Origin of the sequence: Psittacicella melopsittaci (genome assembly GCF_003585925.1) — a bacterium.
Taxonomy (GTDB): Bacteria; Pseudomonadota; Gammaproteobacteria; order Enterobacterales; family Psittacicellaceae; genus Psittacicella; species Psittacicella melopsittaci.
On the sequence record NZ_NRJH01000026.1, the window covers coordinates 1 to 12817 of the forward strand.

The 12817-nt window shown below is 36.4% G+C and carries 10 protein-coding genes and 6 tRNA genes; 9 read left to right on the top strand and 7 right to left on the bottom strand.

From position 1 onward, the window contains the following. Positions 1–386: 386 nt before the first annotated feature. The 5 genes from CJP74_RS03355 (at position 387) to CJP74_RS03375 (ending at position 1932) form a co-directional block, all read left to right on the top strand. A tRNA-Leu gene (locus CJP74_RS03355) sits at positions 387–473 on the top strand. Positions 474–495: 22 nt separating this feature from the next. After that, positions 496–571 (top strand) — tRNA-Gly (locus tag CJP74_RS03360). A 14-nt stretch (positions 572–585) separates the two neighbouring features. Further along, positions 586–661 (top strand) — tRNA-Gly (locus CJP74_RS03365). Between the two features lie 13 nt (positions 662–674). Further along, a tRNA-Gly gene (locus CJP74_RS03370) sits at positions 675–750 on the top strand. Between the two features lie 162 nt (positions 751–912). Then, a complete protein-coding gene (locus tag CJP74_RS03375) occupies positions 913–1932 on the top strand; it encodes an NAD(P)H-dependent glycerol-3-phosphate dehydrogenase (RefSeq protein WP_119496857.1) in 1020 nt (339 codons plus the stop codon). A gap of 47 nt (positions 1933–1979) precedes the next feature. On the opposite strand, the gene CJP74_RS03380 is transcribed toward CJP74_RS03375, so the two are convergent. From CJP74_RS03380 to CJP74_RS03390, 3 genes are read right to left on the bottom strand one after another with little or no spacing between them, the layout of a single operon-like run. After that, positions 1980–2522: a tRNA (cytidine(34)-2'-O)-methyltransferase gene (locus CJP74_RS03380; RefSeq protein ID WP_119496858.1), complete on the bottom strand. Its 543-nt coding sequence runs from the start codon at positions 2520–2522 to the stop codon at positions 1980–1982. A 53-nt stretch (positions 2523–2575) separates the two neighbouring features. Beyond that, positions 2576–3034 carry a protein-export chaperone SecB gene (locus tag CJP74_RS03385; protein WP_119496859.1) on the bottom strand — a complete coding sequence of 153 codons (459 nt, stop codon included), beginning with the start codon at positions 3032–3034 and terminating at the stop codon, positions 2576–2578. A 47-nt stretch (positions 3035–3081) separates the two neighbouring features. Continuing rightward, on the bottom strand, positions 3082–3561 hold the full coding sequence (locus CJP74_RS03390) for a protein-export chaperone SecB (protein ID WP_222986876.1): 480 nt from the start codon (positions 3559–3561) through the stop codon (positions 3082–3084). Positions 3562–3799: 238 nt separating this feature from the next. On the opposite strand from CJP74_RS03390, the gene mutL reads away from it, so the two are divergent. The 4 genes from mutL to CJP74_RS03410 all read left to right on the top strand — a co-directional run bounded on the left by mutL (position 3800) and on the right by CJP74_RS03410 (position 7481). After that, complete coding sequence (gene mutL / locus CJP74_RS03395; RefSeq protein ID WP_119496861.1) at positions 3800–6166, top strand: DNA mismatch repair endonuclease MutL; 2367 nt, start codon at positions 3800–3802, stop codon at positions 6164–6166. Positions 6167–6258: 92 nt separating this feature from the next. Then, positions 6259–7101 (top strand): MlaA family lipoprotein, encoded by an 843-nt coding sequence (locus CJP74_RS03400; RefSeq protein WP_222986878.1) that lies wholly within the window; start codon positions 6259–6261, stop codon positions 7099–7101. Between the two features lie 152 nt (positions 7102–7253). Then, a tRNA-Leu gene (locus CJP74_RS03405) sits at positions 7254–7340 on the top strand. Positions 7341–7394: 54 nt separating this feature from the next. Continuing rightward, positions 7395–7481 (top strand) — tRNA-Leu (locus CJP74_RS03410). Positions 7482–7663: 182 nt separating this feature from the next. Here CJP74_RS03410 and CJP74_RS03415 read toward each other — a convergent pair. From CJP74_RS03415 to CJP74_RS03430, 4 genes are all read right to left on the bottom strand, one after another. After that, positions 7664–9349, bottom strand: a complete 1686-nt coding sequence (locus CJP74_RS03415) for a 5'-nucleotidase C-terminal domain-containing protein (RefSeq protein WP_119496863.1) — start codon at positions 9347–9349, stop codon at positions 7664–7666. A 446-nt stretch (positions 9350–9795) separates the two neighbouring features. Then, on the bottom strand, positions 9796–10626 hold the full coding sequence (gene manZ, locus CJP74_RS03420) for a PTS mannose transporter subunit IID (protein WP_119496864.1): 831 nt from the start codon (positions 10624–10626) through the stop codon (positions 9796–9798). Between the two features lie 9 nt (positions 10627–10635). Then, a complete protein-coding gene (locus tag CJP74_RS03425; protein ID WP_119496865.1) occupies positions 10636–11448 on the bottom strand; it encodes a PTS mannose/fructose/sorbose transporter subunit IIC in 813 nt (270 codons plus the stop codon). 17 nt (positions 11449–11465) lie between these two features. Further along, the gene (locus CJP74_RS03430) at positions 11466–12506 is read right to left on the bottom strand and encodes a mannose/fructose/sorbose PTS transporter subunit IIA (RefSeq protein ID WP_119496866.1); all 1041 of its coding nucleotides are present in this window, start codon (positions 12504–12506) and stop codon (positions 11466–11468) included. Positions 12507–12817: the final 311 nt, after the last annotated feature.

Genomic DNA, 12817 nt, shown 5'->3' on the forward strand with positions numbered 1-12817 from the left:
ATTATTTAAATTAGTGATCAACTAAAATCAAGACATAAAAAATAAACAGGCAAATTTAAAAAAACTCAGCTAAAAATACAAAATAACTCGGTGAAAATAAAAAATCTAACAAATAAAAATAAAATTAACTAGCTAATTAAAAAAATAATGCAATTTTTTCGTGATTATTTTTTATTTTTTTGCTTTTTTTTAGCTCCTTTAATTAATTTTTTGTAAATTTTTATGCTTTAAAAAACAAAGCTTTAATAAAAAATATTTTAAAAACCCTTGCACATGGCTTTTAAATTCCTTATAATGGTCAGGTCAGCAAGAGAAAAGGGAAATAAATAAAACACCTTACTCCCTGATAAACAAGAATAAAAAGTCTTTATATCATTGCATATAGAGCCCGGGTGGCGGAATCGGTAGACGCAAGGGATTTAAAATCCCTCGAGGGCAACTTCGTGCGAGTTCAAGTCTCGCCCCGGGCACCATTTTATTCTCCCAGATTTCCAAGCGTGAATAGCTCAGTTGGTAGAGCACAACCTTGCCAAGGTTGGGGTCGCGAGTTCGAGCCTCGTTTCACGCTCCAATTTTTCTTTTTAAGCGTGAATAGCTCAGTTGGTAGAGCACAACCTTGCCAAGGTTGGGGTCGCGAGTTCGAGCCTCGTTTCACGCTCCAATTTTCCTTTTAAGCGTGAATAGCTCAGTTGGTAGAGCACAACCTTGCCAAGGTTGGGGTCGCGAGTTCGAGCCTCGTTTCACGCTCCAGTATTATCATGGGACTAGGTTACTAACTTAGTCCTCTTTTTTTTATTTCCAAAGTCCATTTATTTGGTAAAATGGTAATATATTTTTTTGCTTTTATTTTTGACCAAGACTTACTCAATACATAAGTAGTTAAGCACAATAAGCTAACTACTAGCTTTAATTATGGTTAATCATACAAAACTACCGCAACCCCAAACCATAGGTATCCTCGGGGCTGGTTCTTATGGTACTGCTTTAGCTATCGCCTTTGCTAAGGTAATGCCTGTAATCCTTTGGGGACATAGACCAGATGCCATGGAAAAAATGGCACAAACGCGTCAAAATTCAGAATATCTTCCCGATATAACTTTTCCCGAAAAACTTGAAGTGAGCAAAGATTTAGACCATGTTTTAGAGACATGTAATCTACTTCTCATTGCCGTTCCTTCGGTTGTTTTATCAGATTTCCTTAAGAGCTTAAAAGGGAAAATTAAACCTCACCATTTTTTACTTATAGCTTCTAAAGGCCTAGAACAAAAAACAGGTCGCTTTTTCTCAGATATTATTCCTGAGATTTTTCCTGAAAACCATTTTGGTTTTATTTCTGGTCCTTCATTTGCTAAAGAAGTAGCTCGTGGTATCCCGACTGCTCTTGCTGTAGCTTCAAAAGACATTAAGTTCCTACGCAAAGAAATATTTCCACCAATGCACAATATCCGTCAACCTTTAAAACTTTATTATGTTGAGGATATGATTGGCTTACAAATTGCGGGTGCTATTAAAAATGTAATAGCTATAGCTGTAGGTCTTTCTGATGGTTTAGGTTACGGGGCAAATACTAGGGCTGCTGTAATTACCCATGGTCTTGAAGAAATTTCTACTTTAGGAAAGTTATACGGAGCAGATGCTTCAACTTTCCAAGGATTATCAGGCTTTGGTGATTTAATCCTTACTTGTACCGATGACCAATCACGTAATCGTCGTTTTGGTTTATACCTAGGTCAAGGTTTAACCCCTGAACAAGCTATTGAAAAAATCGGGCAAGTAGTTGAAGGTTATTACAATACTAGAGAAACTATTACTCTTGCTCGCAAAGTAAATGTTGAGCTCCCTATTATTCAAAAAGTATACGATATTCTTTTTAATAATAAATCACCAAAAAGAGCTGCAGGTGAACTCTTACTTGCAATTCACAATCTCTAATATAAATAAAGCGCATTTAGTTCATTCTAAATGCGCTTTATTTAGTTTTAATTGCCTTTAAATACCATACGTAAGGCTAGAGATAATCTCTTGCTTAATGGGGTCTTTACAGGGCTAAAATCAGGGCTTTCTTGGGTAAGTCCAGGAAAGTCATGTTGCCGTAAAGCTTCATATAAACAAATAGATACGGTATTAGCTAAATTTATTGACCGAGCATAAGGAGTCATAGGTATGCGGATGCGTCCATAGGTGTCATTGCGTACAGCATCTGGCAAGCCTCGACTTTCAGGTCCAAAGAGAAAAAAGTCATTAGCCTCAAATTGCGTCTTATGATAAGGATCAGATCCTTTGGTAGTGAGGCTAAATACGCGAGCTTGAGGATTTTTATTTTTAAAATCATCATAAGAGTCATACCATTGAATATTTACATATTCATGGTAATCTAAACCTGCACGACGTAATTTTTTATCATCCATGGCAAAGGGAATAGGTTTAATTATATGTAATTGCACTCCCGAGTTAGCACAAAGACGAATGATATTTCCTACATTACCTGGTTGCTCAGGTTCAAAGAGAACTACATTAAACATTTTGTACCTTGGAAAAAGGTGTAGCAGAAACTGCTACACCTTTTTTAGTTTGATTAGTTATTTACTTGTAGTTTTAAACGTTCAGCATTATCTAAAAGATATTGTTGTTCGTAGCTTACAAATTGTAAATGGAACTCAGGGAAACCACCTGAAACGATTAAATCGTTGCATAGTTCACGTAAGCTGTTGTAAAGAACGTCTGGTACAGTACCGTTTAAGAAAATTTGTGAATTCACATCATTTTCATCAGCGATTGAAACTGTAGCAACTTCTTTAGCTTCTACGATAAATACGTTAGTTTTATCTTCTAAATCACAAGTTACGTTAACGCCTAAGCTAACAGTGTAAACACCTTGATCATTTACTTTTGCAGTACTTACTGGGTCTACTTTAACTGTTACATGAGGCACACCGTCACGACCTTGTAAAGCCATTTTGTTTGGTGATTCAAAAGATGCATCAACTAAACGAATCGATAAAATGCGGTTAAACTTTTGTTCTTGTTCAGACATTTTAAACTCCTAAATTCAAATATTTTACTTGGTTACCTAAACAAAACTTATGCTTGTTGTTGAGCTTGAGCTTGAGCTTGACGTTGAGCTAAAGTTTCTTGGAAAATAGCACGGAAGTTTTGTGTACCTAGGTATAAAGGAGGCATACCTGAACGTAGTAATAACTTGTCTAATTTACTTGTAATGTAAGACCATACAGTTGAAGCTGCATCAAAATATAAAGCTTGAGGTTTTACATCGTCTGGTAAACCACGACAAACGTAGATAGCACCTTGAACAATTTCAAATTTTACTACTGGGTTTTCGCGTGGACCAATTACTAAGTTTAAGAATACGTTGATGTCCACTAGGTCATCTTGTTGTAAGTCTTGTACTTGCACATCAACGGCAAAACCAACTTCTGTTGCTTTAGCGTTTTCTTCAGCAGATGCATTAACAGGAAGATTTTTCTCATTGAAATCAAAAGATAAATCTTTTGTATAAACACGGTGAATATTTAACTCAACAGTAGTTTGTTGTTCACTCATAATCATTTCCTTTGATTAATTTATCTAAATGTAAAAGTGGAAATCGGATATAAAGTACTGTCCGAAGGCAGTAAACTAATATACTTATCGTAATTTTTTTCCTCTCTTATTCTATCATATTACAATATTTTTGTTATAAGTTTATTACATTTTTTTTCTTACATCTTGGCAAAAGAATTTAAACAAATAATTATAAATGCTAAAATATAGTTATTAAGAGTTTTAGATAAGATTAAGTATGACAAATATCCAAATTCTTCCCCCTCTAGTAGCAAATCAAATTGCTGCTGGTGAGGTAGTGGAACGTCCTGCCTCAATTGTCAAAGAACTAGTAGAAAATTCAATCGACGCTCAAGCTACGAGCATAAGTGTCGATATCGAAGATGGAGGCAAGGAATTAATCCGTATTCGCGACAATGGCCAAGGGATTGAAAAAGACCAACTTGATCTTGCCCTTGCTCCTCACGCAACCTCTAAACTAAGAAATATTGACGATTTAAGCTCTTTAGTTAGTTATGGGTTTAGGGGAGAAGCTTTAGCTTCTATAAGTTCGGTGGCTAAATTAACCTTAACTTCACGCCACCACCAAGCTGATGTGGCTTGGCAAATTTATAACCAAGGCAAAGAATATCGTACGAGCTCAACGCCAGTAGCTCACCCACAAGGCACAAGTATTGAAGTGAGAGAACTCTTTTTTAATACGCCAGCCCGACAAAAGTTTCTTAAAAGTGGCAGTGTGGAATATAACCATATTGAAGACTTAATTCAACGTATGGCTATAGTTAATCCTGCAATTGACTGGACCTTAAGCCACAATGGTAAACAAAGACTGCGTCTTAGAGCCTTAGCTCCAGATGATTTTAAAGGGCGTATTCAACAAATTATGCCCCAAACTTTTAGTGCCAGTGCTCTTGAAATTAAAGCACAAATTCCTCTTTTTAATCTTAAATTACGATTAATTGTTGAGCCTAATGCTGCCTTAACTACCCGCAATAATAAAATTCAATATAGCTATATTAATCAACGCATGATTAAAGATAAGGTTGTTATTAGTGCGGTAAAACAAGCGTTTGAAGAACTCTTTAACAATGTAAACCTGAGCTATATTCTCTTTTTAGAAATAGATTCGCAAGCTTTAGATGTTAATGTTCACCCTGCCAAAGCCGAAGTTCGCTTTGTCGATGCCCATAAAGTACATAGTTTTATTTTCCAAAACCTTTATGTGCAACTAGCAAGAATTCGTAATTTTGATCCAAAAATTGTCGATCTAGTTTTAGCTAATCGTCAAGAAGAGCAAAACCTTATCGATCGCTCGCAAGTAGAAGAGCTCGAGCAACTACGTGCTAAGGCTAATTCGCTCTTAAAGCCAAGCCATCTTCGTCCCCAAGGAGAAACTAAAGTAGCTACGCGCATTAGTGCGATTGATAATAAAAATAGTTTTGCTAAATTCTCCTCTCCTTGGCCTGGAAGCAAAGAAAAAACCTCCAACTTCAAAGAGGAGAGTTTTTCTCAAAGCCAAGATGCAGGACAAGAGCAAATTAATAAGCTCGTTGATGATTTATTTGCCTTAACCCCTGAAACTTCGCCTAGCAAGGAAACGGAGCTCCAAAGCTCTGCCTCACAAAATCATGCAGGATTTAACCCTTTTGAGGAGGCTAGCCAACAAGCTCAAGAAAAGCATAGTCAAGAACAATCAGCAAATCAAGCTGAACTGGCATTGGCAAAGGATAGTTTAGATTTTGATCCTTTACAAGAACCTGAGTTACAAGAAAAAATAAACCAAGCTCTAGAAAATCTCAATCGACTAAATGAAGAAGAACCTTTAGAGCCAGCTGAGCTTACAACCAGCCATCATGAGTTTTTTAAAGAGCTAGAACGTCAGTCTCAACTTGAACCTAGCTCGAGCTTTACTCCAGCTTCTCCAGCTCTAAAACAGCAACAGAAACAAAGCTTTATTGCCGAGAAAAACACTGTAAAAATGCTCGATAATCTCTTAGGCAAAAAAGAAGCTAAAGCTCCAAATAGACAAAGTGATGAGGCTTTTGAGCCAAGTCTAGAGGCTGTTCAAGAAAATACTCAAGAGCAAAATCTTGCTCCAAGTGAACTTCTAACTCAGGTACTGCAAAAAAATAAACCTAACACCTCTGCTTGGAATCTAGACTTACTCTTTTTACTAGAAGTAAACACCTTTGCCAGTCTAGTAAACCAAGAGCAAGTATTACAAGCTCTAGCCTTAGCTCCAGAGCAACTTAGTGAGCAAAATTTATCTCGTCCGCATTGGTTTTTTACGCGTCAAAGTGATGAGCTTAGTATTCTAACTTGCCAAGAGCAACAAACTCTTTGGCAAATTCATGGCAAGGTTTACCTTATAAGTAATTTTACTTTTATTCAAGGCTTACAACAAGTTTATACCGAGCTAGCAACTAAAGTAAAGCATGAGCAAGAGCAACAACTTCTTTTAGACTTTGTCCAACTCTTGCAACAAGATAAATATCTTGCCAATCTTGATATCTATGCTACAGTACTTCTGGTAAGTCAAGCTCTTGGAGCTTTTACCCCTGAGTTAGTAAAATTCCTTACCGAAAAATCTTATGCCATTTTATAGGTTATGCACAAAAATTACGGTATAATATACAGCGAACAACCTTAAACACTAGAGAGATTATGATTAAGTTAAAAAGTTTAGCATGCTTGACTATGGCGACTCTATTAGCATCTTGTGCAGGTGTTAATGCCTATAAAGAACAAGCAAAAGTTCCTCTTACTCCTGAGCCACAACAAACTGTTGAAGCAGACGGAGTTGTGTTAAATTCCCAAGGTATTGACTTTGGTAAAGCCTATCGTGCTTATGTAAATAATGACCTAGATCGCTTCCAAGCTTTTAACCGTTGGTCATTTAATGTAAACGTTAATTTCCTCGATCGTTACTTCTTACGTCCGTTAGCTGTTGCTAACCAAAAATACGTATCTCCAGATCTGCAAAATGCTTTAGTTAACTTCTCTGACTACCTAGATGAACCAGCTACGTTTATCTCTAACTTAGCTACAGGGCAAGTAAAAGAAGCAGGTAAAGATATTACGCGTATTGTAATTAACGGCGTATTTGGTCTGGGCTTTATTGACTGGGCTGGAGCTATGGGGGTACAGTCTAATGGCAATAACTTTGATTTTGCCTTAGCTTACTATAATGTTGCTCCTGGATCTTTCTGGATGATTCCAGGTTATGGTCCAACAGTAACGCGTAGATTCTTAGCGCAAACCGTAGGACAAAATTTAGCGGTTTCAGCAGCCTATTCGGCAGCTATTGACGGTTCAACCCTTTATATAACCTTACCGTTAAATATTTACTATGCAATTGTTGCCCGTGGCAAATTAATCAATCAAGAGAACATGGTATTTGGTTCACCTGACTCTTATGCAATGTTTAAATCTGTTTGGGTACAAAATTACAACTATAATCTTTCTAAAGCTACGGGCAAACCTTTACCACAAGCAAGCCTTCCAGCTGTAGATTTAGATTTATTAAATCAATTTAACTAAAAAAATAAGCCACTATGCTTTAGTGGCTTAATTTTTTTTCATGGAAAAAACAAGCAATTAAGAAAAAAGTTAATTTTTCCTCTTTACAATAGAGGCTTATTCACATATAATAGTCTGCGTTGAGTTAAATAAATTACTTAACTTAGTCTTGCGCCCGGGTGGCGGAATCGGTAGACGCAAGGGATTTAAAATCCCTCGAGGGCAACTTCGTGCGAGTTCAAGTCTCGCCCCGGGCACCATTTTTACTTGCAAGACTAAAGCAATCCTAGTTATTAAATATTTTTAAACTTTACGCCCGGGTGGCGGAATCGGTAGACGCAAGGGATTTAAAATCCCTCGAGGGCAACTTCGTGCGAGTTCAAGTCTCGCCCCGGGCACCATTTTTTATTGTAAAGTTTAACGATAATTAAGCTAGGTCTTTTTTTTGCGTAAAAATTACAGATTTCTCTTTAACTCACTAATAATTTTCTTTAAACAATGTGTAAAGTAGTAGCAAGATCTTGCTACTCTTTTTTTTGCCCAAAAAAAAGACGACTTTGAAAGCCGTCTTTTTTTTAGAAAATTATTTACCTACTACTGTAGGACCTTGTACTTGTAATTTAGAAACATCAATTACTGGGTTATTCGCAAAGTAATCAACAAATGCTTTAGCATCGTTATAACCTGTATCTACATAAGTAGGGTTATTTGCGATTACAGGGTAGTTGTCACCACCGTTTGCTAAGAAGCTTAAAACTACTAGTTTATAAGTTTTACCTTCTTCTAAAGCACTACCATTGATTTTAACATTCGAAACTGCACCAGTTTGAGCGTCATAATCAAATGTAACACCTGCGTATTGTGGGAAACCGCCACCTTGAATACCAGCGATCTTAGTTAAGTAGTCTTCAACTTCAGCTTTAGTTAAGTCAACTGTAGTTAAAGTATTAGCAAATGGTTGTACAATTAAGATATCACGATAAGTAATATCACCTTGTGGTAAAGCAGCACGTAAACCGCCTGAGTTCATTACCGCAAAGTCTGCTTGAGCAATTGTACGTTGAGCTTCAGCAGCTAAGTAACCTAATTTAGTTAATTGACCACGAGAAGTTGGTAATTCTTCAGTTAAAGTACCTACTTTAACTTGTAATGCTTCGCTACCTTTATCTTGGTAAACTTTTAATGCATCATAAACTTCTTGATTTGCAGCTACTGGAGTTGCAGCATCAACGTAGTAAGATTTACCTTCAGCATCTCTTAAGCGATTTTTTAAGTTAACAGGGATTAACTCATAGCTTACTAATGTAGATTTACCGTCTTTGTATTCAAATTCAGCTTTACCTACATAGTGACCCCAGTAACCAGCTTGTACAATTGGCATACCGTTTGAGTAAGGTACTTTACAAGCATCACCTGGTTTATAGTTTACTAACTCACCTTGATCATCCACACAAGCGATTACGTGCGTGTGACCAGAAACAAGTAGTGCTACTGAATCTTGAGGTAATTTTTGTGCTAACACATAGTCACCATAAGGCTGAGCCCCGTGTTTACCATTTGGATAGTAACCTAAGTGACTTAAAGAAATAACTACATCTGCTTTACCATTCTTAGCTTCAGAATCTTTTTGCGCAGCTAAGAAAGCTTCAGCTGGATCAGTAAAGTTAAAGTTCTTAGTATGAATTGGGTTAGACTGCACTTTTGTTGAAGGTGTAGTAGTACCAATTACTAAGAATTTTAAGCCATCTTTTGTAAAGAACGTATATGGTTGATAGAAAGGTACTGGTTTACCATCAGCACCAACATATTCAATATTTGCAGATAATAATGGAGCAATTAACCAATCTTTTTGTAACTTCATTTTATCTTCAGTTACGTCAAATTCATGGTTACCTACAGCCACAGCATCAAAGCCGATTAAGTTCATCCCTTTGATATCAGGTTCTGCAAATTGTAAGTCTGACTCAGGAACACCTGTATTGAAGTCACCTGCGTGTAAAACGATTACTGGTTCACCTTTAGCTTCAGCTTCTTTACGTACGTTATCAACGATTGTTGCAATGTAAGCAAAACCAGCTTGACCACGTGAATCTTCCCAGAAACGTCCGTGCGTATCATTTACGTGTAGAACAACGTAACGTGTTGCTTTAGTTTCTGCTGGAGCAGCAGCTGTTTCAGTTGCTTGTGGTTTACAAGAAGTTAAACCAGTTAATGCTAAACCTAATGCAGTTGTTGTTAAGATCGACTTAATAAAAAATTTAGTTGCCATGTACACCCTTGAAAAAATGGTCTCAAATATACAATTTAAAAAGAGAAAATATTTAAGAATAACGGAGTTAGTTAGCAACTAGATAATACTTTTTCCTTAAAAAAACTTAAAGTTAGTTCAGGCAAAAATATAGCTTTTATATTCCAAAAGATCTAAGAAATAACACTTTCGAAAGATAAAATCATAATTACCAACTCACAAAAGCAATTCTTACAATTAAATTGTCAGAAGCACTTGGTGTTTATTTCTTAAATTTGCCCATAGTATAAAACAAAAAGTTTATAAATTGGGGAAAATTTTCAAAAAATCTGTCAAAAGTCACATTTTTATTTAGATTTTTGAGCAAAAATTATCTTTTGTCAGGAGAAACTGATCTTTTATCTTGCAAGTGAAAGAAAAAGAAAAGAGTACAGAAATAACTCTGTACTCTTTTAAAGGGAGGTAAATTAACCTAGGATACCTAACCAGTAACCTACAATACCAAGGGCAAAACCACCAAAAATTTGTGTAATAGGTGAAACCCCTTTACGTAATAACCACATACATAAGAAAGTTAAACCTAAAGGTAGTAAGCCTGGAATTAAGCTATCGAAAATTGTTTGTAAAGTTTGTGGTGGAGCATCTGGTGAAGTAGAAGGTAGTGGTAAGACTACGTTTACTGACGCCCATTTATTTACTAACACCCCGATAATGAATAGACCTAGGATCGAAGCACCTTCAGTTAGTTTTTGTAATACCCCTGAAGAAGCATCTTGTACTAAACTTACACCTTGTTTATAACCGATGAAAATACCATAGTATCTTACTAAAAGACGGATAATATTAAAGCCTAAGAAGAATACTATTGGACCAAGGATCGAGCCTTGAATCGCTAATGAAGCACCTAAAGCTGCTAAAATTGGACGAGCAGCACCCCAGAAAATTGGGTCACCCACCCCAGCTAAAGGTCCCATCATCCCTACTTTAACTGAGTTAATAGCACCATCTTCGATGTCAGCACCATTAGCTTTTTGTTCTTCTAATGAAGCTGCAATACCTAGAATTGGAGCTGCCACGAATGGTTGCGTATTAAAGAACTCTAGGTGAGATTTAATTGCTTTCTTACGTGCTTCATTGTTTTCTGGATAAAGGCGTTTTAAGATAGGTAGGAAAGTATATGCCCAACCTAAAGCCTGCATACGTTCAAAGTTCCATGAACCTTGGAAAGCATTTGAACGAATAAACATATTTCTTAAATCAGCATCAGTGATTTTTCTTTCAGAATTTTGTTGTGTCATGTTCTTCTCCTAGTCATCTAAACGATTATCTGCTAAATTAGCTTGTGAAGATGCCTGCGTATTTGCGTTAGCTACACTACCTTTTTGGTATTTTGGATGAATTTGGATGTATACAATTGCTAAACATAGACCTACAACACCCATACCAATTAAGTTGAAGTTAGTGAACGCTGCTGTAGTAAAGCCTAGGAAGAAGAATGGCATTAAGTGACCAGCACGCATCATGTTAATGATCATTGCATACCCTACTACCACGATAAAGCCACCGGCAATACTTAAACCTTGAGTAATTACATCAGGAATACCGTTAATTAAGTCTTGTACTACACTTGTACCTGCAGTTAAAGCAACTAATACAGCAATAATTGAAATACGTAATGAGTATAAGAAAATACCTAAGTAGTGGTATAAACTAATGTATTTCCATTCCCCAGTTTCGGCTGCCTTGTCTGCCCCGTGTTGGAAAGACACACAGATTGCACGAATGAAAATTGAAAGAACTTGACCTGCTGCTGCAATTGGAATTGCTAAAGAGATCGCAACATCACGTTCTTGTTTTGCAACTATAACTAAGATAGTTGAAATTACAGAAGCTAAAGCTGAGTCAGGTGCAACAGCTGCCCCGATATTTGCCCAACCTAAAGCTAATAATTCTAATACCCCACCTACAACAATACCTGTGTGGATATCACCTAATACTGCACCTACTAAAGTACAAGCAATTAGAGGACGGTGAGTTTGGAATTCATCAAAAATAGATCCAATTCCGATAATTGTTGAAACAATAAATAATAGGACTATTTGTACAACACTAATATCCATATTCTATCTTCCTCGCGTTACAGACCTTTATCTGCAAAAATTTTCATTAAATCCTGAGATTTTTCATTTACAACTTGACGTACTTCTAATTTAACGCCTAGATCATTTAGCTCTTTAAATGCTTTAACATCTTCAGGAGCTACGTTCACTGCCTTGGTTAAATTAACTTTACCTTCTTTATATGAGATACCACCTACGTTTACTTCGTGAATAGGCCATTTAGCATCTCTTACTAAAGTTAAAATGTCTGCAGGATTTGTAAATAACAGCATAAAACGTTCACCCGCATACTCAGGGTTATTTATTACACGTGTTGCCTTAGCTAGGTCTAATACGTGCGCAGAAATTCCTGGAGGAGTAGATTGTTTTAACATTGAAGAACGAACCTTGTCTTTAGCAACGTCGTTGTTAATTACAATAATGCGAGATACATCTGATACTTTAGTCCAAACTGTAGCTACTTGACCATGAATAAGACGGTCATCAATACGGGTTAAACCTATTGTAAAGTGATTAGATATTTCTAAAGGCTCAATAACTTGAGATCCGATTTTTGATGGACCAGTGTACTCTGGAGCTGCATTGGCATTTGTGCTCTGAGTAGCCTCTGGAGCTTTACTTAGCGACACTGGTGCTGGAGTATCTTTGTATAATTCTTGTCCTTGAGCTGTAGCACGAATACCACTTCTTGCTCCTTTAACTGCCTCTTCAGCAATCTCTTCGAGCGGTAGCTCTTCGTCATCACGAGCAGAGAAAGCGTTTAGTAAAGCAGGGATATTTACTCCTGTAACGATAATCGCATTTGGGTTTTGTCCCGCTGCCAAGTTAGCGGCATTAAACGGTGACCCCCCCCATAGATCAACTAAAAACAGGAACTTTTGCTCAGCAGGATATTGTGCCATAATCGCACGATATTTTTCTGCTAGAGTATCTGCATTTTCGCCAGGGACAAAATCTACAGCGTGAACTCCAGTTTGTTTTCCTAAGAGCATTTCCGTAGTTGCTAAAAGCTCTTTAGCTGCAACTCCGTGCGTTGCAATTATAAAAACTTCAGACATTTCAAACCTCTGTGTTTGGTTAACTCGAGACTTATAGATTTAAGTGTGTTTACTTATTTTTTTTATTTTGTTTGGTTAATTATTTAAACTAACACTTATCTATATCTATAAATATAAATTAATTATCTAACTTTTGTGAAAAAGTTTTTTGTGAAAATGTTAAAAAGTTGTCAAATGACCACTTTTTTATACTTTTAGTTGCATTTTTTATTTAATTGTGAATTGTTAGTCTTTAATCTTAATTATCAAAGATTTAGTTATTATAATTACTTAAAAATATCTCCAATTAAAAAATTATCTAGGGGTAAATT